The organism is Pedobacter psychrodurus (assembly GCF_032678585.1).
In the GTDB taxonomy this organism is placed as follows: Bacteria; Bacteroidota; Bacteroidia; order Sphingobacteriales; family Sphingobacteriaceae; genus Pedobacter; species Pedobacter psychrodurus_A.
Map to the genome: position 1 here is coordinate 46,178 of NZ_JAVTSN010000015.1, position 24,074 is coordinate 70,251.

The window sequence follows — 24,074 nt, forward strand, 5'->3', positions numbered from 1 at the left end:
TTTAAGGTGTTGGAAATAATTGAGATCTAGGTATTACTCTTTTTGATAAAATATCTGGCACTTCAATTTCCAGATATGCCTGCTGCCCACCTACATTTTCGCGATGATGTGCCTCAATGGTATAACGTTTTCCCCGTTCTAAAAATATGGTACCCTTGCGAGTATCCTTGTCCCATTGGGTCGTATAATCATCTACTAGTGGTATTCCGTTTACATATAATCTCGATCCATCATCCCAACGGGTTTGATAAAAAGTATATGTGCCACGTACTGGAGCTAAAAACTCACCTTTCCATCTAGTCGCAAAGTTATCTCTGCTTAACTGCGTTCCATTAGGAGTTTTTACATTGTCTGGCCATCCATCACCACTAAAGTTAATGGTTTCATCAACCCTTGTCACAAATGGTGCTCGTCCGTCGTCCGGATCCAACTGCGTATCGGTATAGTATTTTGCTGTTAAACCAGTACCGTTTCCTGTGATGTATGAGTTATTATCTAAATTCACATTAGGATCAATTACCACAATTAATTTGCTCTTGGTAGGATGGATCACATGATTTGTGGCATCGCTAATATTTAAGGCGAATGCAAATTTCTTATTAGCAGCAATATTGGCATCAAAAACCGGCCATGGGATCTGTAACCTAACAATTGCACTTGATGCCCCAGTTGCAAAGCGAACTAAGGTATCAAGCGAATAATCCTTAGCAGCTAAATGGATCGCATCTGCAGGTAAAGTGCCATTACCCACTAAGGTGGCAATGGTATCTACATTGTCTCTAATTTTGATGTTGAAAGCAGTTGATGGTTGATTTTCTAAACTTACAACAAGCGGAATGGTTACCCCAGCTGGTCCTACAATGTAGTCGCCCTTGTAAACCACATTATAAATACTGCCTCCCCCCTTTAATGTTAAATAGTGTATATCTGTGGGTTTTAATAAATCGGCGGTATTCACAATAACCAAAATGGTCGACTTACCTGCTGCGATTTTATTTCCTTTACCTGGAGCCGACAGTTTTAATGCAAAAACAACTTTTTTACCATAATTACGTTCCAATACAGATCTTCTAACAATGGCAATACCTTCGCTGTTATCGGTTCCATAAGCAACATTGATTACGTTAGGGTACTCCACACCAGCAGATGGCATGAGTAAAGCATTGGTAATCGTTCCGTTATTAATTAACTGCGTAACCGTATCGTTATTTAAGGTTAAACCTACCTGAAAGGCTTCTTCTGCAACTCCGGTTAAAGAGATCTTAAAAGGAACTTTAACATATTCATTGTCGATTGAAACATTTCCAACCACGATACCCTCTCCTGTTATACTCCTGGTGGCGGCATCTGGCAACTTCAAATCCTCTACCTGTGATTTGCGACAAGAATAAACACCAATGATGCTTAAACTTACCAATACGATGTATATAATTTTTTTCATTTTATGATATTTTAAATTATCAGATAATCCTTATTGATCTAACCAAACCCGACCATCGAGCCTCCAGGTCTGCTTATTGGCAATCTTTAACCAGTTTATAATCTGCGCGGGTACGTCTGATGTTTGCGGAACAAATATGGCTAATGTTTCTGGTGCCGGTGGGCAGATCAAATCGTTAAAATTCTCCCAGGCATAAGTTCCCTGGAATTTAAAATCATGTGCCTGAGAACTTAAATCTGCCATAATATCTCCATTACCATCAGTTGCAGGCCAATATCCAACCAAGAAGTTAAAATATGGATGACTTTGATCGATGGAAGTTTGACAGGCATAGTTACCGATCATTCCATCGGGAACCGAAAATTTAAAAAAGCGGATATCACTCACATATACATCGGGAACCCCATGTCCATTTCCATTTAGAAATCCTAATTTTAAAGGATTTGAATTTGCCAGCGAACCTGATCCTGTAATCTCGGCCTCATTATTAAAGCCCCCATTGGTATAGGTACGAACAAATCTTTGCCCATTACGCACCTCTATTTTAGCTGTTAAATTTGTCCATTTCCCTTTGCCGAAGCTTCCACCTCTACATTGATGATAATCGCCATCCTTAGTACCTCTCCACTCAAAATACCAATAGTCTTCTTCTAAATAAATTACCCAGCCAACACTTGGGTGACCACTTGACCACTCGTTGCGTTTGCCTAAGACACTCGGCCAGAAAAACTTATCTTCGTTCTTTTTAACCTTAAGTTCTATAGTCACTTTTGTGGTGTCGTCTATATTGTAAACACTTGCGTCAGCAGCATCAATTTGTGCCCTAACATCTTCTCCTTTAAAACGGATTGCTTTGCCTAAGTACCTGTTGCCAGTAAATGGTTTGGTCAGAATCCTTTTGCTGTAGGTTGGCGAATAATAAATAATAAATGAATTGGCCTTGGGCTGGCTAAAAATGGTTTGATCGTCGGCATTTGGAGGCAAGGTATAAGCCCCGCCTGCGCTTGATGCGATAACAACCAACCATTGCTCATTATTGTAGTTAGGGCGCTTAATTAATGTTGCTAAGATTTCGCCTACCGATGTATCGAATTTTTCGATAGCTGTTTTATATGCTGGAAAAGAAACATCATAACCAGACCCGGCAGCAGCTCCTGCAGCATTGATTCCTGTAAAGTGGCCAACCACAACAGCTGCTGTATCGCTTGTTAAATTACTGATTAAACCTGCTTTTACCGCATCATCATCTGCCACCAAATTACTCACATCAGCGCCTGTTGTTAACGATTTAAATACCGTTGATGAGGTGAAGCTAACAATTTTCGATTTTGCGCTTATTTCTTTAATTCTATTAAAGATAATTGGATAATTCTGCAGATCGTTATTGGTTAATGCATCGGTGGTAATTTTATGTTTCTCTTTTTTAACCCCAGTTAACATGTTTGCCCAATTGGTTGCATTTGCAGTTGCATCAAGATCGCTTAAACCCACCCAACTGTATATTGAGTGGGGTAGAATCGCATCTATATTTGGTGTATTGGCATCTAATACCGATTGTCCCCTTGCCCCATCAACAACTAAATAGAGCACCTTACGGTTACCGTATTTTACGGTTGTGGTATCGCTGGCATCCTTGTCTCCAATTGTTCTATCGAATTCCTTATTACAAGAAAATATGGCCGTGGTGATTATTGCTGCGATTAAGCCAATCAATAATTTATATTTTTTCATCATACTCATCCTAATTATATATTTTGGTTAGCTTAATCTATTATTCGATAGTTACTCTAATAATGTGATATAATGGTAAATTATCAAAACGATAAAATTCACCAATTAACAATAATGCTTTTTTACCATCTGCAGATTGGGTTTCAATAACATCCGATAAGCCACCAGTAAAAGGACCGGTAGAATTGTATCCTTTAGCCAATGTTCCTGTCGGTGTTAACACCATAAAACCATTTCTGGTAATGTTATTGTATTTAATAAAATTCCCGCTCACTACAATTAATCCGTTATTAAGCTGTTTGGCGAAACCAGGAAAACCACCTTCAAATGATCTGGAAGCAAATGTCTCATCTAAAGTTCCATTATCATTTAAAACCGCCAAACCAAATGCTGGTTTACCATTGTATTGGCTAAAGATTCCAGTGATTACATATTTTTTTGTAGTAGCATTATATGTACATGAACTTATGGTATTATCTGCCCCTGAGCCGGGAGTAAAAGAAGGATCGATGTTTCCGTCGGGATTTAAGCGAACAATACGATTGGCCGGTTGACCATCAAACGTATTAAAGCTACCAAATACAACCAGTTTTTCCAATTTCTCTGCATCGGTATGCATATAACTATCGATATTTCCATTTCCACTTTCCTTCCCCTTATTTGTAACAGTGTTAAAACGGAAAGTTTTATCAAGGCTACCATCTAAATTAAAGCGTAATACCTGGCGAATGTCTGTACTATCTAATATTACAGTATCTCTGGAGAAATCGTAATTAAACTGATCATAGGTTCTTTTCACGTAATACCTAAAATTGCCTGTTGCTAAAATTTTTCCCTTATGGGCATATAAACGGTTAATATAACCATTGGTACCACCATTAAATTTTGGGAACCATTTTTGCGTAACGGTATCGGTAAGCGTTGGCTTTCTTTTGGTTTTGATTTTTATGGTATCGATTGCTCCACTAGTAAACAAACTGGTAATGTTGCTGATATTTTCGGTACGCTGGTTAAATCCGCTAAAACTACCCCCAATAATAAAGCGGCCGCCAATTTCCAAAACCCTAAATACAGCACCATTCGCCCCTTTTCCGGTACGGAAAGTACGATCGTATTCTCCATCAAGTGATGTTCTGGCAATTCGATTAATTGGAACCACCCCGCCTTTGTTATCAAAGTTGGTAAAGTTACCTACAACGATAGCTCTTCCGTCAGGCATTTCATACACCTGGCTTACATAACCATTTGTACCCGCTATCGCTTTAAAAGTAGGATCGATTTGAATAAGCCCGGTTACGGTAAAAGTTGGCCCAATAAATAATTGGTCACCAATAGCGATTGAGGTTACACCCGTACTTCCATTTTCCGGAACTTTAACCTTTATTTCAGTAGCGGTTACACTCACCACCTCGGCTTTTTCACCGTTAAACATAAAACTTAACTGATCTTTATATTTATCAAAACCAGCAGCTTTGATGGTTACTGTTGTACCCACCAGTCCGATTGCCGGAACAGGTATATCGGTTTGCGAAATGGCCACACCAAGGGGTGCCTTTGCATCAGCATAAGGATCGGGCAGCACTTCGTCTGCCTTTTTACATCCTTGAAAGCTAAAAGCAATCAAAGTGATTATTGCGAATATAAATTTAATTTTTTTCATTGTTTAATTTCTTGAGGTAAGACCAATTATGACTTATTTTGAGGGATCAGAAGGTGCTAAACCACTAAAATATACATCACTAAAAAAATCACTCCGGTTAAATCCAAAAAAAGCACCACCTACCATATCATTAAAGGCCAGGGCATGCACTACACCGTTGGTGGGTTTTATATCAGATGATGATACCTTATTGATATACCAACCATCATTTGGTTTTGAAGCATCAGGAATATAAGTCAAATTGAGTTGGCGGTATCCGATGTATTTGATATTGTTTGCAGTAGCATAGGTTACCCCTATGTTAGAAATATTACCTGCAAGGGAATAATATAAGCCACCTGGATACACACTCCTCACATCAAAATCTATCTGTTGATAGTCCTTTAATCTATTCACTCCTTTAAACATGTAACGTTGCAAATATCTCTTCCAGATTACCGGACTAATCTGGTCTAAAGTTTTAACGGTATCTTTTCCTGAATAAAAAAGGTAAGCATTTAATCCATCTGTTCTAATTGTTCCAATTGTTCTTTTGATTACTTCATCATCAGGTGCAAAAAAAGTAAAGTCGTCATTAGAAAATGTGCTTTCTAAACCCGCAAGTTTTACAATTTTGGCCAGGGTATCAAAAGGAACTGTTTTAGCCTGTAAATATTGAAGCATATTGCCTTTAAAGTTGGGATCTGCCAAACCTCCATCACGATAATACTCATCTCTTTTACAAGCATTTAATAACACCAATAGGGCAGCACAAGCAAAAATTAGCTTTTTCATATGTCTTTTATTATAATAATTAATTACCACCATTAACCCAGTAATCATTCAGTTTCATATACGGGTTGTTATTCAGTGCATCTGAGCTTATAGGCCAGGTCCAGGCACCACGACCAAATTTATCTGATGTAAGCACATTGTAAGAATACTGACTATTCAAAATTCTCTTTGTTCTTACCAGATCAAAGTAATGATGGCCCTCGCCGATAAGCTCCCTTGAACGTTCGTAAAAAATAAATTCTTTAAGATCGCCCATTGAAGGGGTGTATGGAGCTGCACCAGCGCGACCTCTAACCAGGTTTACCAGTGTTATGGCTTCGCGATCTTCATCTATATTTGCAAGGGCCTCTGCCGCCAGCAGAAGTTCTCCACCATACCTGAAAATCATAAAAGTATTATCAGGATTGGCGTCTTCCTCACCAACAATAAAAGAGTTCTTAGCGTATTTTAACAACATGAATTTTCCGTTGTCAGCAAAAATATCTTCATTAAACCAGGTCGTGATTCTTTTATCACTCCCATCCTGAAAAAGTTTCTGCATGTACTCTCCCCTATAGTAAGCAAAACTTACCCGGTGGGTATATTCTGGTCTTTTGTATGGGTAATGCAAAAACATATCGGCAATGGGTGCAACGTTCAGTACCGCATCACCATAGTTTATACTTTGATAAAACTCAAATAAGCTTTCATCCGAACGGCCTTTGATCACCGTTGACCATTCTGAAAGGGGCAATAAGCGATAAGCATTACTCGCAACCAGTTCTCTGCCCAAATCTGCAGTAGCCTGATAATATTTATTTGCATTAGCTCCGTCAAAACCTGCATTCCACATATTCATTTCCATCATTAAGGCAATAATACTTCCCCTGCTTGCCCTTACGCCCTTTAAAGCCGGATCGTTATAGGTAAACGGGATTTCATTTTTGTGACTAGCTAAGTCGGCTATACATTTATTGAGCACCGATACAAAATTTTCGCGTGGTAATGATGTGGAGTGAAATGCATCTGTATAATACACAACGTCTCCATATAACCTCACCATGGTAAAATAGCATAGCGAGCGAATAAACGCAGCCTCAGCTTTGAACTGTCCTTTTTCTGTATCAGTAATGCCTGGTATTCCTTCATCTAATTTTGCAATTAAGATATTGGCACCCTGAATAGCCCTGTAATAACTTGACCAATTTGTTATTCTATCAAAATTGTAATAATCCCAGGGCTGCCCTCTCCTGATCAGATTTAATATATCGTTTCTGCCTAAATATTCAACGAACTCGCGCGATGCCGCATTATCAGACTGGCTTTCGTGCAGTACTTCGCCCGATCTATATTCTCCCACCGCACCGATATAATGTGTTTCGTTTATTTTGCTGAAAACAATCCTCGATAAATCGTAAATATTGGCCACCACATCGTCCTTAGATTGGAAAAAGTTGTTCCCCGTTAATTTATCCAAAGGCTGTATGTTTAAAAACTTTTTACATGAAGGCAAGCAAAAAGATGCTGCAATAACTAAAGTGTAAATGATAACTTTTTTCATAATAAATATTTTTAGTTGCCTGTATTAAGTTCTAAGTTTAAACCAATGTTGTACGTACGTGGCACAGGATAACCGTTAGAAATATCGCGACCTAATGCGGTTACGTTTTCTGGATTCGGACCACTGTACTTAGAAAATGTAATCAGGTTATTGGTTGAACCAAATATCCTTAAATTGGCAAGTCCGAATCTGCGTATCAATTTCTTGTCGAACATGTAAGAAAGCGTTAAGTTGTTGATTTTCAGATAAGAACCACTTTCTTGCCATAAGGTTTGATCAGCTCTTAAGGGTTGAATACTTCCATAACGGGAAAAATCGTAAGGATATGGATATTTAGCCACATCGCCAGGTCCCTGCCAAATATTTAAATCGCCTAAGGGTACTACAGCATTTAAGGCAAACGGATCTCTCATGATGGCAATACGATCAGCTAAGGCATTATTTAAGATTGTTCTATCTGCGGTATAACTTGCATACACATTTAAGCCCCAGTTTTTATAGCGCATGGTAAATGATAAACCACCTGTAAACAACGGTTGTGAGTTCCCCGTAATTTCGTAATCTCTGCCATCCAGAACATAATCTCCATTTACATCTTTCAAGATTGGATCACCACCCAAAAAGAATGTATTGTTGCTTTGATATCTCTTTCCGGTAACCGGATCTACAGGTACATCGGCATCAGTGCTGTAAACACCCTGGTTAATTCTCAAATAGTTAGAGAGTGTATTTCTACCCACACGGAAAACATTATGTTGTAGATAACCTGAGCCATCAAAGCGGATATATTGCCCGTTATATTCTTCTGGTAATTTTAACAGCACGTCGCGGTTATACGCTCCGTTTATTGAAAATGATAAATCAAAATCCTTACTGGTAATGGCTTTAACATTTAAACTGATCTCGGTACCGTAATTGGCGATACCCAAATCGTTACTCGACAATTTATTAAAGCCCGTAGTATTTGATAAAATACGGTCGAACAATAAATTATCTACCTTTTTGAAATAGGTATCTACAACGATCGAGAATCTGTTCAGGAAGCCTATATCAAAGCCCAGATTGTACTGACTTGTAGTGGTTGGCTTTAGTGCCGGATTTGGAATTAAATCGTAGTCGATACCAATGGTCTGTGTATTGTTGTAAGATCCATTTAGGTTATAAATACCATAAATACTTTGAAGATTACCTGTTGGTACAATATTTTGTCCCCATGTTAATCTTAAACTACCATAGTCTAACCATTTTTGATCGGTTAACCAGTTTTCTTTATTAAAATTCCACCTCAAACCAACTGAAGAGTTTTTAGAATATGGATTTTCCAAACCGCTTGATGATGTACCATCTAAACGGTAAGAGAATTCGGCAACATATTTTTTATCATAATCGTACGATAATGAACCTGCAAAAGATGCAATTGTTGCATTTTTATAGCTGCTTAATACACCACCGCCCCTCGAGTAATAACCATCGTAACCTACAGGCCCCTGCAGCTGATCATTTGGAATTCTCTCTTGCTGAGTAATTGACGATTGTGAGCCTTGTTTATAAATTTCGTTAAATGTGTTGATAAAGAAATTGTGTTTTTCGCCAAATGTTTTAGCGTAGGTGATTGCATTTCTATTATATAACTGGAAGTTTCTTCCATTGTAATCATAAAGTTTGGCAAACTGTCCATTGGCTGCAGCAGGCGTAAATGTTGTTTCAGTATCTGATGTATAATCATAACTTAAGGTTGAAGATGCTGCAAAACCTGGTATAAATTCGTAACGGGCATCGATATTTGCCCTTAAATTTCTTGAATTGTTATCATTTAGTGTTTGCAAAGCCGATAATACCCCACCGGATGCCTGATAAAAAGATGGCGGCGGCAAAAGTGTTGATGCCTGTCCGTTTGCAGCTACACCCGATTGAAGTAATCCGGCACCATTACCCTTATTCTGCTTACCAACAGAGCCATTAACGAACCCGAAAAATCTAAATTTATCATTCGGTTTAAACTCCATATTCATGTTCAGATTGTAACGGTTATAACCCGTGTTTTTAATTACACCTTTTTCGGAGTAATAGCCCATATTGGCTTTATAGTTAAACTTCTGATCACCACCATCCAAGGCCAGGTTATGACTTTGGTTAAAGGTAGTTTGATAAAACACATCCTGCCAGTCGGTAGAATTGTTCCAGTATGCATTTAAACTATCGGCAAGGAAAGGTGTATTGCTAATCCCTCTGATCTGATTAATGGTTTGGGCATTTAAAATAATCTGCTGAATCTTTAATTGACGTTCTGAATTACCACCTAGTGTTTCGCGTAATTTAGGCGGTGCATTAACGAAAAAGTTCGTTACGTATTTAATACGCGGCACTTTCGAGTTACCTCTTTTTGTAGTAATGATGATTACTCCATAAGCACCCCTTGATCCATACATTGAAGTGGCCTGCGCATCTTTCAGGATCTGAATATTTTCGATATCCTCCTGAGGGATTAATGATAGTGGACTAACGCCAGGGCCTTGTGTCTGAAAACCAAACTCAGCAGCTTTATCGGCATCTAATGGCACACCATCAATAATATATAATGGCGAAGTAGGTTGCAAAAATGAATCGTTACCACTACCCGAAATACTTAAACTTGATAAACCACGAAGCTGTACCGACCCCCTAAAACCCGGAGCACCTGTATTATTCTGAATATTTAATCCAGGTACTTTACCCTGTAAAAGTGTTTCTATATTAGATACAGGTATATCGGATACATCCTTACCGGTAAGCACCGTTACCGATCCGGCAGTGGTTTCTTTTGGTCTGTTCTGATAGGCTACAATGATTACCTCACTCAGATCTTTACGGTCTTCGCCAATCGTAACTGTAATATTTGTTTGATTGGTAATTTTAACCGATGAGGTGTTGTAACCTAAAAATTTAAATAAAAGTGTTCCTCCAACGGGTACGTTAACGGAAAACTTTCCATCGCCGTTGGTTTGCGTTAAGCCTTTATTTGTGGCTTGCAAAACAACCGATACGCCTGGTACACCTTGTTTGGTATCTTTATCCAAAACCCTACCATTTACAATAATATTTTTTTCTTGCGAATAGGCATTCGTACCACATATTATACATACAATAAGTAATGTATATAAAAGTATATTTCTTTTCATAATATTAGCGTTATTGATCAACTATTCGTTAGCAAATTTTGGGTTCTCGTTTTTGAAATAAAAGACTATTTCCCAGTCACCTGCTTTGTAAATGGCGAAATCGATACCGAAATTGGCCACTGTACGTCCACCCCCAAAACCAAGTCGGGAGTAGCTCAACTCCGCTTTTGCTCTCGATCCTCCGGTAGCATATGATGTTGGAATTTCTACCAGTGGAATGGGATAAGCAACATCGTACTGAACATATTTATCCGTTTTTTGCATATTAAAGCCATGGATCATTTTGTCCCAAACTGTTTCGTTGAAGAATTTTGGATCGATCGGCAAAGAATCTTTACCCAAAACCACAATTCGCAGCGAGTGTCCGTTGCCACCTGAAGTAAATGGGCGGATGTAAACAATTGCGTCCTTTTTATCATTATTGCTTACCAGGTTTAAATTAGAAGTAACGCCGATCACGTTATTTAAATAAGGACGGATATAATCTCTCAATTTTTTGTCTAACGGAAATTTTGGATCAGGAGCAGGCAAACCAGTATAGGCGTTAAAATCATTTGATGGTTCGTACGGACGCTCTCTGAAAGGTCTGATCTGAAAGTCTTTAATCAACCTTTCACCACCGGTATTTTTAACCTTTACATCAAAAAAGCGGGTATCCTGAGAATAATTCGTACTATCTGTTGGACGTGGCTTCAATATCTGATTGGTTGCCGAAGGCCATAAAATAAATTCACCTGACGAACGTATCTCAAATATTGAATGTGTTTCAATTTTTCTTTTTGCCTCAATTTCAGCCAGGCTTTTTTCCAAACCTGTGTAAGGAGCAGTCCAAACATAAGTTGGCACAGCTGTAAAAAGATCGCTTACGGGTTTTCCATCACCAAACCTTACGTTTACAATTTCAAATGTGATTGGATTGGTTGAATTATCACTGTTAAAGCCACCGATAAGATTGGTCCTACCAATTATAGGTTCAAGAATTTTATTACTAAAATTCACATTATTGCTGATATAATCTTTCTCATCAGGTAAGTCGAAAATCTTTTTACAGCTACTGAAAACAGTGAGAGCAAGTAAAAGGAGCGCAAAATATTTATTTATGATGGATTTCATTGGAGTATTTATTTTAATGTTTCTATTTCGCATCACTATTTCGTTTTGTTTATGGTAAACTCAGCCAATTGGAATGTTCCACTGTTTCTCAGTTCGGTAATATCAACACGGTAAAATTTATAAGCCACAGTATTTGTACATCTAAATACCTTTTGCTGATATCTTTCCTCAAAGAAAAAGTTAGATCTCCGATCAAGTTCTACCCAATTTGTACCGTCCATAGAACCTTCATAAGTCCAGGCTTTTGGATCTCTTTCGTTGGCATCATTTGCCGAGGTTAAGGTATATACCGATGAAACCGCTGGAGTTTTAAGTTCAAACCTCATCCATAACTCACCTTGTAAGTCGGCTAAGAATTTAGTATGATCATCACCATCAATTACTTTTCTCGAATTTTCTCCACTGGTTATTCCGCCACCATTTTCGCGGTTAGATGAAAATATACCGCCAATTTCGAGGAATAAATTTGGTGGTGGTGGTACAAAAGTTAAACGGGTAACGAATTCGTTAAAACCAAATACGTGGTCGGAACTAATTACATGTACTACACCATTTTTGGTTCTAATATTATTCGACGATGTTGTACTGGTTGCCCAGTTACGAACAAACTTACTTTTTTTAGTGTTGTCGAAATTGATAATTGCCGGCCCCGCTCCAACCTGTCCAGACGCCGAAATGTTAGTAACGCTGGCATGCATTGGGTAACCAATACGTACGCTTTTCAAATCTAATCCATCCTGAAGTGTTAATGAATCGGTCGTTTTCTTTCCCCTGATAATATAGTATGAGGTCATTGTATCTAGCTGAATGGCATCAATATTGGCTAAAAAAAGCGGATCCTTATCCGATTGCTTTCTTAAGGTATTTAAGTTTCGCAAAGCCAGCTGAAAGCTTGGATTACTCACCGCAAATAACGTCACATTACTATCGGTTAATGTTTTTGTAAGGCCCATTCTATCAATTACTACGATTAACGAATCGAAAACCCCTGGTTTACTTTTTAAATACTCGTAAGTATTTCCGGCAAATGTTACATTCTGATCCGGTGCATCATAAAATCCTCCGTTCTTTTTGCAAGCCGAATGGATTAGCGTTAGCAACGATAAAATTGCTAAAGCGCCCATGTATTTTATTGAATTTTTCATATCCCTATAATTAGCGCCAGTAAGCATTTTGGGTTAATAAACTATTTTGAGAAATAAGCTTCCTTGATATTGGCCAATAAATTCCGCCTGAGTTAATGAGGTTCATAAATTTTGCATCGTTTTGTTTGATCTTGTTGTAGCGGATCAAATCGTACCACCTTGAACCTTCGCCCAATAATTCGCGGTGACGCTCCTCGAAGATTAATTTTATGATGTCATCTGAAGTTAGGTTAAAAGAAAATTGAGTGCCTTCTTCAAACCTTCTTGCCTGAACATTTACCAACTCACTTATTGCACCAAGCTGATCGCCTAAAACCGATAATGCTTCGGCACGCAGAAGAATTATATCTTCCAGGCGGGTAAAAATCAAAGCACTGGTAAAGTATCTGAAGTTTGGATCATTTCCACCGCCCTGGATTACTTTGATTTTACTGAAAATTGGATACTTACCATTCAGGTTTGTAAAATATCTCCCATCGTATTTGGCCTGTCCTAAAGTATCAACTGCAAACCTTTGATCTTTGGCAATATTAAAATATTTCAGAATCGAATCTTTTGGCAAGTAAATATCTGGAACCGACTTGGTCATAACCGGTTCAGCTAAGGTTAACTCTTCAATATGCCCTGTTGATGAACCATCTACGTGACCATAATCGGAGTTGAAACCAAACATTTGTCTGGTATTTTTATTGTAGAAAAATCCGTTAGAATTTGATAAATCACCCGTTCCGGTGAAACCACCAGCACTTCTGCCATAATTATCTTCAACAAATTTGGCATATTTAGCAACGCTGGTATAATCGCTGTTCCAGGCTGCTAAATGCGCTAATACCGCGTAGGCTGTAACTTTTGTTGCCAAAGCACCGCCCCATCTTCCCGAATTTTCATTGAAATAATCAGTTGGCTGCTGTACATCACCACCACTATAGATAAATGGCATATCAGCTGCTGCTTTTAAAATTTCCTGTTCGGTCCATGCTAAAATCCTGGCCTGGCTTTCACGGGGCTTATCTGTAAATTTACCTTCATCCGATGAAGTAATGAATGGTACATCACCCCAAATCCGAACCATGTAGAAATAAGCAAAAGCTCTTAAAAATCTGGCTTGTGCAATATCAACAGTCATGTTATTGCTGCTGTAACGTTTATCTGTTTCTCTAACATGTGCAATGTTCTCTAAGAAAACATTGGCACCGTTTACAATGGCGTAAAATCTTGTCCAATCAGATAACGATTCGAGTACCGGATATGAAGCGTTTAAGTTATTGCCTATAACCGCTTTCAGATCTTGTCGTTTTGGACTTAAAAACTCTCCTGTTCTTACATCACCATAAATCCAGTGACCATTATTATCAGATAAAGCAGCCCGTGTTAAAGCATAAACACCCAAAATTCCCGATCGGGCATCCTCTACTGTATTCCAGGCATTTTTTTCGCCCACAACCCTGGTAGAATCTGTTTCTAAAGCTTTATTACAGCCTGAAAAGGCTACCACAGAAACCAGAAGTATGTATAATATATTTTTCATCTCGCTTGATGTGTTGTTAGTTCTTTTTTTCATCTTATAGCTCCATTTTAACACCTAGGGTATATGTTCTCGGAATAGGTTGGCCATAACCTGTATCAATACCATCGTAGCTAACCAGTTCAGGATCCTGACCGGTATATGGTGTGATGGTAAAAATATTACTCACAGCACCGTATACAAAGAGTTTGCTGATTTTGATGTTTTTCTTACTGAGCAAATTGCCTAGGTCGTAACCTAACGATACTTGTCTTAATTTTAAGAATGAAGCATTTTCTAAGAAAAGATCCTGATCTGCACGATATGGAATTACTGTACTCCAAGGGTTGTAAAGGGGATATTTTGAGTAATCTCCACGTTTTTCCCAGAAGGTGATTTCTTTAACAGAGTTAATATCCGTATTACCCTCGCGGTTCACAAAATCGAAACGGCTGGCCATTTCCTGATTAATTAGCTTTCTGCCCAAATTAAAGTAAAGGCTTGTACCTAAACTCCAGTTGCCATATTTAAAGTTGTTATCAAAACCACCTGCGATAGTTGGTAAAGAATGTCCTTTTAATACTTTATCATTATCATCAATGGTATTATCGCCATTTTGATCTTGCCAACGTGGATCACCAGCTTTTAAAGCGATGCCTTTATATTTTAATTTCTGTCCGTTAACCACCGGCACATCAGCATCTGAAGTATAAATACCGTTGTTAACCAATAACCAATATTGATCTACTGGCTGGCCAACCTTCAAAAACCTGTTGCCCACAACTAGCTGATCTAATCCTCTAGGCAATGCTTTAAGTTCGTTCGAATTGTGGTTAAAGTTTAAGGCAGAATTCCATGAAAATTTACTTCTTGCAATTACCTGAGCGCTAATGCTTACATCCACACCCATATTATTAACAGACATGCCACTTTCGATTGATTGTTTATAACCATATTCAGCATAAGCCGGGATACCAATTAATTGATTTTTTTCGGTTTTGCTATATAAATCGACAGAAAGGTGAAGACGGTTTTTTAACAGCGCAGCATCTGCACCAATATTAATTTGATCAGAGTACGACCAAGGCACACCGTAACCTACCCAACCAAATTGGTACGTACGGGTTAACACACCGAAAGCGTTATATCCAGGAACGGTTAAGTTACCGGTATAGCCTACTGAAGCAGTATATTGTGGTCCCTGCGCATAATTATCATAACTAAACGTACGTCCCATTCTACCAACACTTGCACGTAATACCAAATCATCAACTAGTCTGTTATCTTTCAAAAATTCGTTTTTGATATTCCAGGCGGCAGAAATGGTTGGCGAATAAAACCAGCGGCTTGTTGGTTGTGCATTCGAAGAACCATCTGCACGTAATATCGCCGATAAGAAATATTTTTCGTTAAATGAATAGTCTGCCTTTCCATAAAAAGACAATAAATTATCTTCGGTTTTATCAATAAAACGATAGGTCAATTCTCTTGGGAAAGCAACCGGAGTTAAGTAATTTCCATTATCCGAACCATCATCGTTTTTAGGTTTCGAATCGAGCAAGTTGATTTTGATATAATCGTTAACCCCTTTATAGGCATAAGCATTGCTATATTTATAGATATCCCATTGCATGGATTGCCCTAATGCAAAATGAAAATCATGAACTTTGTTCAGATTCAGATCGTAAGTCACTTTGTTATCCATCATTAACCTTTGGCTAAAGCCATAATAATTGGATGCATAACTGTTTCCCTGCAAAAGCGTTCTGGCATAGAAAACATCTCTGTAACCTTCACTGTAATCGGCATCAAAAGACGACACCACTTTAAATTTGCCAAAAGTTCCTTCTAATTTGGCATAGCCCTGGATACTGTTTGTTTTGTTGTCATCAAATCCTTTGGTATACTGTTGCAAATAAGAACCATAGAAATCCTTATTCGGAGGAAGTGGGGCACTTAAATCAGGAAAATAATTGAGTTGCGAAAAACGGTCACGCAAGGTTCTATTTCTATTGCGGTTTAAACGGTTGGCGTTAATCATTGTGGAGAACAACAACCACTTGGTTGGCTTCATATTGATATTGAAAGTAGCGCTATAACGGTCGATACCGGTATCATCTGCCACACCCTCGCTTTTGGTATTGCCCAACGCAAACCTAAAGTTCGCCCTGTCGGTACCACCGGAAAGCGAGAAATTAATGCCATATATCATAGCATTTTTATAGTATAAATCAGTCCAGTCTGATTTACCGCTATATACGTTATTTAACGAATCACTTAAATATACAGGATACTCCTCATCATCAGAATACCTGCCGTTGGTGGTATAAATATCATAAAAGCGCTGTCTGAACTCATTTTCATATTTACCGTTAATGGTATTTACCGTTGGTTTTTGTACCATCCCTATATAGGAATTGAAAGATATGGAGCGGTATTTACCTGCAGCCGTTTTAGAGGTTAACACAATTACACCGTTAACACCTCTGGGTCCGTAAATAGAAGTAGAGCCTAAATCTTTAAGCACTTCAACAGATGCAATATTATTCATATCGATACCTGCCAATAAATTAGTTGCAGGACCGATTCTGTTAAAATCGAATTGCTGCGTATCAAAAGCAAAAGGATGCTCCCGTACCAAAGGGATTCCATCGAGTACAACCAGTGGCTGAACATCGTATAAATCCTTTTTAGATAGTAGCGGCATCGCAGCTCCCCTGATAAACATGTTCTGAATGGATCCAGGCTCGCCTGATGGCTCCTGAATATACAGACCCGCAAAATTGCCCTTTAAATTTTGCTGTAATGAAATTGCAGGGAAAAGCGATAGATCTCTGGTGTCTTTTTTTACACCGCCAGATAACTTATTGTAAAGTGTTTTCTGCTTGATCTGGTCTAAACTATCTTTTCGTAGTGAGTCTTTCAGTGTTACGATCTTGATTTTTGTCGTATCCTGAAGGGTCAGGTAATTAATTGTTAGGCCTTTATGAAGTTTTTTACCCGCTGCATAAGTCGGTAAAACGTTTAATGTAAACGCGGCAAAAAAAACAAGGCACGCCCATAAGTATCGCATAGTTAATGGATCTTTAATTGGTAAAAAAAATGATTTCTAAAACTTATTTTTTCGGAAACGGCAGGATATGTCTCAGGCTAGAAAGACAGGTACTTCGGTAGTAATAGTTAGGGATTCTCATAAAATTTAGTATTTGGTTAAATCAAATATATATATACTAAATCGTTTTAACAACAAAATGTCATTTTTATGAAATTTTTATGAAACACAACAATAATATTTAATTCTATTAAAATAATTGTCAATTTGACACATAAAAAAGTAAATATTATTAAAATCTCTTAATAATTTAACATCCTATAAAACAGCGTATAGTGATATTGTAGCGCCACAATTACAATAAATTGAACGATTTTCTGTTGTTAGACCTAAATCTAGTTAAACGTTTTACTAAATCTTTTAATATTTTAGCCCAGATCTTACAGAGTACAAGAAATTCTGCTTTTCCTGAAGACACGACATTCTATTATAGCACTAATGCGACAGGGCTATTCTTTTTGGATTTGCGAATAATTATGGCTGTTACCTTTCTGTGGCTACACGGTAAACCGGATCTTCGATAATATTAACCTGGATAATTTCATCGGCATTTTTAAGTAAGCGCCTACAATCATCACTGAGGTGTTTTAATTGAAGCCTTTTATTGGCATTGCTATATTTTTCGGTGAGTTTATTCAGTGCATCAATACCCGACATATCAAAAACCCGGCTATGCTTAAAATCAATGATCACAAGGGCTGGGTCATGCGCCACATCGAATAACTCATTAAAGTTGGCAACGGATCCAAAAAAGAGTGGGCCGAATATTTCATAATGTTTTGACCCATCGGCATCAGTATGAGTAGTGGCCCTGATCCGTTTAGAGCTTTCCCAGGCAAAAACCAGCGCAGAAATAATGACCCCGATTAATACGGCCAACGCCAGGTTATGTAGCCAGATGGTAATCACCGCCACCAAAATCCCGATTATTATATCCTGCCTGGGCATTTTATTGATTACCTTAAAACTCATCCATTCAAAAGTACCGATGGCTACCATCATCATTACCCCCACCAATGCTGCCATGGGTACACGATCGATTACAGGTGCGCCAACCAATATAATAACGAGTATGGTTACCGCAGCAATAATGCCCGATAACCTGGCCCGTGCCCCTGCCGATAAGTTAACCAATGTTTGCGCAATCATCGGGCAGCCACCCATACCGGTAAAAAAACCGTTCGCAATATTAGCAATGCCCTGTGCTATGCTTTCTCTGTTCCGATCGCCTTTGGTTTCTGTAATTTCATCAACCAGGTTTAAGGTAAGCAAGCCTTCTGTTAAACCTACACCTGCCATAATGAGCGCATAAGGAAAAATGGTTTTAAGCGTTTCCAGGTTAAAAGGAACACCCGGAATATGAAATGGCGGAAAGCCGCCCTTAACAGAAGCAATATCTTTCACTAACTTGGTGTCGATTCCGAAACCCAAAACAACAATAAACACCACAATAATAGCAACCAATGATGCCGGAATAGCCTTGGTTATTTTGGGGAGGATAACAACTATCGACACGGTGAGCAAAACAAGCGCTAACATGATATATAATGGACTACCACTTAACCACTCTATTTTACCGTTAACCAAGGTTTTGAACTGCTCCAACTGCGACATAAAAATAATAACAGCCAGGCCATTAACAAAACCAAACATTACAGGCTGTGGAACGAGCCGCACAAATTTACCCAACTTAAACAAGCCTACTAAAATCTGTATTGCACCCGCCAGCGCCACGGCTGCAAAAACATACTCTATACCCTGGGTTTTCATTAAAGCAATGAGGACAATTACCGTAGCCCCTGCTCCACCCGAAACCAAGCCTGGCCTGCCACCTAAAACAGCGGTTATCAAACCCATTATAAATGCTGCGTATAAACCTGTTAATGGAGGGAAACCTGCAAGAATAGCAAACGACAGCGATTCGGGAATCATCGTCATGGCTACGGTTAGCCCTGCAAGAATTTCGGTTTTGTAATTTATTTTCTTTGAGAAATCGAAAAGCTGCAGGTAGAGTTTCATTTAAAGGATATGATTAACAGCTGCAAATATCGAAATTATAAGAACATTAGTCTTATTATTAGCTATGGGTTGTGGATATTTCGGCAAGCTGCCCTTCGTCCTTAAAAGTATAACAGCTATTGTCGTGATCTGTATTGCCAGAAATTGGATTAATACGGTGCTGAAAATTACTGCCCCAAATTTCCAGTGCTTTAAAAACATCAGTCAGTTTTTTCCCCGATTCGGTAAAAGAGTACTCCACCTTTGGTGGCACCACTGGATAAATTTTCCTTTCAACGATCTGATCTTCCTCCAACTCCCTCAGTTGCTGGGTAAGCATTTTTTCTGTTATACCTGCAACACTGCGGTGAAGTTCGCCATATCTTTTCGGACCCGACAAAAGACGGTTCAAAATAGTCAGTTTCCATTTGCCTCCTATCACATTTAAAGCTGCCTCCATAGAGCAAGAATAATAGGCTTGTCTTTTCTTTGTCATATAAAAATTTGATGCTAGGTGTTTAAAGAATCTGGGATCATTTCGTACTAAAAAGTGCGTACCGAACAAAAAAGTACATACTTGATGGGCATTCAGATTAAGCGTCTCTTTGACCTATTAAAACATAAAGATAATGAAAAAATTAACAGGAAAAACCGCAATCATCACTGGTGGAAATAGCGGTATAGGTTTCGCAACAGCACAGGAATTTTTAGCACAGGGTGCGAAAGTGATCATTACCGGAAGAAATGAAAAATCGGTAAAAGATGCCGTGGCACAACTCGGTGAAAATGCACATGGAATAATTTCCGACAGTGCCTATATGGAAGAAATTACCAAACTGGCCGATCAGGTTAAAACGATAACACCAACGCTTGATATTATTGTTGTGAACGCGGGTATAGGAAAATTCAATTCGTTAGAGAACATGACAGAGGAAATGTTTGATGAGATTATGAACATCAACTTTAAAGGTGCCTATTTTAGCTTGCAACAACTATTGCCTTTGGTTAACAACGGTGGATCCATTGTATTAAACACTTCGATAAACGCACATATCGGAATGGCTGGCGCTACAGTTTATGCGGCGAGTAAATCGGCATTATTAACTTTAGCCAAAAACCTATCCGCCGAATTAACCTCCAGAAAAATAAGGGTAAACGCCGTTAGTCCAGGCCCTGTTGGCACACCATTACACAGCAGTGAAAAACTAGGTATAAGTGATGAAGATTTACAGCAGATGGGTGAAAGTTTGATAAAACAGATCCCTGTGGGCAGATTTGGTCAGGCCGAAGAAATTGCCAAAACAATCGCATTCTTTGCTTCAGATGATTCTTCTTTCATTTTAGGATCGGAACTTATCGCCGATGGTGGTATGTATAATTTATAAGATTAAAAATTTAATCTGGAGCAATTAAATGCTCTGGGTTAAATAATGAAAAATGTTATTAGTCCGCAGTCCAGAGTCGGAAGTCTAAGGGATAAATCAATTCTGACAACAAACTTAACTAACTATTAATCAATGTAATAAAATAAAACACAGCATCATTCAAGAATCTACTTACCAGATAAGGAATATAAGTTCGTTTAAGCTACTATGTTCTTATATGTCTTATTTGGTTAAAGATCAAGATAGTCGGAAGTCCGAGCTCCGGAGTTGAAGGTAAATAGTCCGCTCGAAAAACTAACACCAACTTTTTGTTCTTTGTGCCTAAGTGGTTAATCACTAATACTAGGCAGAAACTTGCTGCTTTCGATAGTCAGACGGATTTAAGTTCGCTGTATTTTTGAAGAAACGGCTAAAATGTGCGGCATCATTAAAACCCAGATCATAAGCAATTTCCTTTACCGATAAATTGGTATAACAGAAAAGCCTTTTGGCTTCCATAATGATCCTTTCCTGTATCAGCATCGAAGGCGTGCTATAATTAAACCCACTAAAAATGCGGGTTAACGTTTTGGCCGGTTTATTAAGCTTATCGGCATAATAACTTACCTGATGCTGACTTTTATACTCCTGATCTACCAAAAGGTTAAACTGCCTGATGATATCGAATTTCTCTTCTTCATAAACTTTCCCACCAAGATATTGCTCTTTCGCAAGCCTGGTTACCAGGATAATTAAACGCTTAAGCAGCATTTGGAGCATATCCGTTTGTATGGTATCCACTGTATTAAACTCTTCAAGGAATAATTGCTGTAAACCACGCAATTTCTCGCGGTAAGCTTCATCAAGTGTCAAAAACAGATTTCCACTGAAACCAAAAAACAGTAAACCCAAACAACTGATTTCGAAATAATTGTCAACGAGGCAATAAAAATCTCTCGAATACTGCCATGCGGTAATCATTTCGGGCTTTTCGAATTTAAAAACCTGACCCGATACCAGCGGAACAATACTAAATGACGGAAATTCATAAAGCATACCATTAATCGTGATCTTCTGCGCTTCTTCACCGTTCAATGCGATGGTCAATATCTGTTCGTTTCCTAAATCAACTTTATCAAAATGCACCGAGGCAGGCTCCTGATGCGTAAAAATAAGTTTGCCTTTGGTTTTTGGAGCGGTATGGATCAGATGCATATGATGTTTTTCTTTTAAAACATTGATTTCGAACAGCAAATCTACAGCTTTACCGCTCTACAATATACGAAAACCGTCATCACATTATCAAAATCAGCGTTTGGGAAAAATCGTCAAGAATTTGAGAAAAATGTCCATTTCTTTTAAGCGCCAGGTGAGGCAACTTTGTCTGAAGAAAAAATAAACATTTAAAATAATCACAAATGAAAACAATTAAATTTTTAATCCTATCGGTAATGGTATTATTTGGTACCGTTAATGTGTATGCTCAAAACGCAGCAGCAACAAAGCCAACTATTATTTTTGTACATGGCATTTGGGCCGATGGTTCTTCGTGGACCAGTCAGATTTTAGCTTTACAGGCAAAGGGTTATCCCGTAATATCGGTACAAAACCCCATTACCTCACTTGCTGATGATGTTGCGGCAACCAAAAGAGCCATCGATCAGGCAAAGGGCAATGTAATCCTGGTTGGCCATTCGTGGGGTGGTTTCGTCATTACCCAGGCAGGAAACAACCCAAAAGTAACCGGACTGGTTTACGTAGCCGCTTTGGTGCCAGATGAAGGCGAAACTTTGCCAACATTATCGGCTAAAGGACCCGCTGTTACTTTAAGCAACTATTTCGAGCCTGTAAATGGTTTTGTTTATCTTTCAAAAGAAGGTGTTAAAACCGTATTTGCACAAGATTTATCTGCAAAACAACAAGACCTGATCTATGCCACACAAACGCCGGCATCGCAACAGGTATTTGGCGATAAAAGTGGAGTGCCTGCCTGGAAAACAAAACCAAGCTGGTATATTTTAGCCAAAAGTGATAAAGCGATAAATCCAGAACTGGAACGTTTTATGGCCAAAAGGGCAAATGCCAAAACCACAGAAATTGAAGCAAGCCACGTGGTAATGGTATCCCATCCAAAAGAGGTACTCGAGATTATCGAAGCCGCAGCGAATTTTAAAAAATAAATAACATGACGGCCAAATTCATCCTCAACTGGGTATTGATTATCATAGCTTTTATCATCCTGGTGTATAATGCCTACTTAAAACTCAGTTCAAACCAAGGGGCAATCACACTATTTAGCAGTTTAGCTATGGAGCCGTATGGCCGCTTTTTACTCGGATCATTAGAACTTATGGCTGCTTTATTATTATTACATCCTGCCACATTAAAGTACGGCGCTGCTTTAGGCGTTTTATTAATGGCGGGTGTAATTCTGATCCATATTTTTAAACTCGGAATTGCGCTTAATGGTGATTATAAGTTCTTTATCATGGGCCTGAGCGCATTTTTTTGCTCCACTCTTTTATTGTATTTAAATATTCAAAAAACTGTTTAATAGCATAATACGTCATAAAAGCGATCATTTAACCATGATCGCTTTTTTGCTTAACCGCTAATGATAAAAATGAACGCCTCAGGAAAATAACTTGAGCTCCACACGAAAACAGGAGCGAAAAATATTGACGACCTTTGTTTTGTCTGAAAGCAGCATTAACATGAAGGAAGAATTAATATCAATCTGTAAACATTCAGGAATTGTACACAGCCAGCCCTTAACATCAGGGCATATTACGGAGCAGTTTATCGATGAGCATGGCATCTGTTATATTTCTTCAGGTGCCTTAAGCGTTGCAGAAGTAGCGCAAACCAGCGTTTATCAGGCCGGTGATACCATTGTGTTTAGAAAGAATATTCTGGCAAAATTCAAAAAACTGGCTACAGCAGATCAGGGTTTCAAATCAATCACCATTATTTTCGATACCGACATGCTCCGTGCATTTAGCAAAAAGGTAGAAATGGAAAAGAATACGCTAAATAAAACCAACGATGCCATCGTTCAGGTGAAAGGCGACCTGAAACTGTTAGAAAATTTCTTCAGCACCCTTTCTCCATATTTTGAAGAATCCTTACCGCAAGATTTAATGGCGCTCAAAAAGCAGGAAGCATTGATGTTATTGCTCAGACAGATGCCCCAATGGAAAAACGTAGTTTTCGATTTTGGGCAGCCGGGAAAAATCGATCTGGAATCTTTTATGGAGCAGAATTTCAGGTTTAATGTGCCACTTACCAAACTCGCCGTTCTTACCGGCCGCAGCCTTGCTACCTTTAAAAGAGATTTCGATAAAATATTCCATACAACGCCTAGCCGCTGGTTACAGAAAAGACGCCTGGAAGAAGCGCATTTCCTGATCAGCGAGAAACGGCAGCGCCCATCAGACATTTACCACGCGATAGGTTTCGAAACCATCGCTCATTTTTCCCATTCCTTTAAACAACACTTTGGCATTACGCCCTCCAGTATTCACTAAAAAAATC

General features: G+C 38.5%; 17 protein-coding genes. 4 read left to right on the forward strand and 13 right to left on the reverse strand.

The genetic code is table 11. The features are described from left to right. Position 1: 1 nt before the first annotated feature. The 12 genes from R2S57_RS11860 to R2S57_RS11915 all read right to left on the reverse strand — a co-directional run bounded on the left by R2S57_RS11860 (position 2) and on the right by R2S57_RS11915 (position 19,672). A complete protein-coding gene (locus R2S57_RS11860; protein ID WP_316845164.1) occupies positions 2–1,441 on the reverse strand; it encodes a PA14 domain-containing protein in 1,440 nt (479 codons plus the stop codon). A 30-nt stretch (positions 1,442–1,471) separates the two neighbouring features. Further along, on the reverse strand, positions 1,472–3,175 hold the full coding sequence (locus tag R2S57_RS11865) for a DUF4983 domain-containing protein (protein WP_316845165.1): 1,704 nt from the start codon (positions 3,173–3,175) through the stop codon (positions 1,472–1,474). Positions 3,176–3,212: 37 nt separating this feature from the next. Further along, positions 3,213–4,832, reverse strand: coding sequence for a DUF5008 domain-containing protein (locus R2S57_RS11870; RefSeq protein ID WP_316845166.1), 1,620 nt, complete (start codon positions 4,830–4,832; stop codon positions 3,213–3,215). Positions 4,833–4,865: 33 nt separating this feature from the next. After that, entirely contained in the window at positions 4,866–5,606 is a 741-nt protein-coding gene (locus R2S57_RS11875) for a fasciclin domain-containing protein (RefSeq protein ID WP_316845167.1), read from the reverse strand. 19 nt (positions 5,607–5,625) lie between these two features. Then, a complete protein-coding gene (locus R2S57_RS11880) occupies positions 5,626–7,146 on the reverse strand; it encodes a RagB/SusD family nutrient uptake outer membrane protein (protein WP_316845168.1) in 1,521 nt (506 codons plus the stop codon). An 11-nt stretch (positions 7,147–7,157) separates the two neighbouring features. Beyond that, a complete protein-coding gene (locus R2S57_RS11885) occupies positions 7,158–10,304 on the reverse strand; it encodes a SusC/RagA family TonB-linked outer membrane protein (protein WP_316845169.1) in 3,147 nt (1,048 codons plus the stop codon). Between the two features lie 21 nt (positions 10,305–10,325). Beyond that, positions 10,326–11,417: a DUF5007 domain-containing protein gene (locus R2S57_RS11890; RefSeq protein WP_316845170.1), complete on the reverse strand. Its 1,092-nt coding sequence runs from the start codon at positions 11,415–11,417 to the stop codon at positions 10,326–10,328. 35 nt (positions 11,418–11,452) lie between these two features. Then, the gene (locus R2S57_RS11895) at positions 11,453–12,562 is read right to left on the reverse strand and encodes a discoidin domain-containing protein (protein WP_316845171.1); all 1,110 of its coding nucleotides are present in this window, start codon (positions 12,560–12,562) and stop codon (positions 11,453–11,455) included. Between the two features lie 10 nt (positions 12,563–12,572). Continuing rightward, entirely contained in the window at positions 12,573–14,123 is a 1,551-nt protein-coding gene (locus tag R2S57_RS11900) for a RagB/SusD family nutrient uptake outer membrane protein (RefSeq protein ID WP_316845172.1), read from the reverse strand. A gap of 1 nt (position 14,124) precedes the next feature. Continuing rightward, positions 14,125–17,139, reverse strand: a complete 3,015-nt coding sequence (locus tag R2S57_RS11905; RefSeq protein ID WP_316845173.1) for a SusC/RagA family TonB-linked outer membrane protein — start codon at positions 17,137–17,139, stop codon at positions 14,125–14,127. A 522-nt stretch (positions 17,140–17,661) separates the two neighbouring features. Continuing rightward, the gene (locus R2S57_RS11910) at positions 17,662–19,197 is read right to left on the reverse strand and encodes a SulP family inorganic anion transporter (protein ID WP_316845174.1); all 1,536 of its coding nucleotides are present in this window, start codon (positions 19,195–19,197) and stop codon (positions 17,662–17,664) included. A 58-nt stretch (positions 19,198–19,255) separates the two neighbouring features. Then, entirely contained in the window at positions 19,256–19,672 is a 417-nt protein-coding gene (locus R2S57_RS11915) for a helix-turn-helix domain-containing protein (RefSeq protein ID WP_316845175.1), read from the reverse strand. A gap of 133 nt (positions 19,673–19,805) precedes the next feature. Between R2S57_RS11915 and R2S57_RS11920 the strand changes: the two genes are divergently transcribed. After that, positions 19,806–20,561, forward strand: coding sequence for an SDR family oxidoreductase (locus R2S57_RS11920; protein ID WP_316845176.1), 756 nt, complete (start codon positions 19,806–19,808; stop codon positions 20,559–20,561). A gap of 342 nt (positions 20,562–20,903) precedes the next feature. Here R2S57_RS11920 and R2S57_RS11925 read toward each other — a convergent pair whose 3' ends face one another. Then, a complete protein-coding gene (locus R2S57_RS11925; protein WP_316845177.1) occupies positions 20,904–21,794 on the reverse strand; it encodes a helix-turn-helix domain-containing protein in 891 nt (296 codons plus the stop codon). A gap of 164 nt (positions 21,795–21,958) precedes the next feature. Here R2S57_RS11925 and R2S57_RS11930 point away from each other — a divergent pair, with 164 nt between their 5' ends. From R2S57_RS11930 to R2S57_RS11940, 3 genes are all read left to right on the forward strand, one after another. Next, entirely contained in the window at positions 21,959–22,720 is a 762-nt protein-coding gene (locus R2S57_RS11930; RefSeq protein ID WP_316845178.1) for an alpha/beta hydrolase, read from the forward strand. Between the two features lie 5 nt (positions 22,721–22,725). Further along, complete coding sequence (locus R2S57_RS11935; RefSeq protein ID WP_316845179.1) at positions 22,726–23,094, forward strand: hypothetical protein; 369 nt, start codon at positions 22,726–22,728, stop codon at positions 23,092–23,094. 160 nt (positions 23,095–23,254) lie between these two features. Next, entirely contained in the window at positions 23,255–24,067 is an 813-nt protein-coding gene (locus tag R2S57_RS11940) for an AraC family transcriptional regulator (RefSeq protein WP_316845180.1), read from the forward strand. The last annotated feature ends 7 nt before the right edge of the window (positions 24,068–24,074 follow it).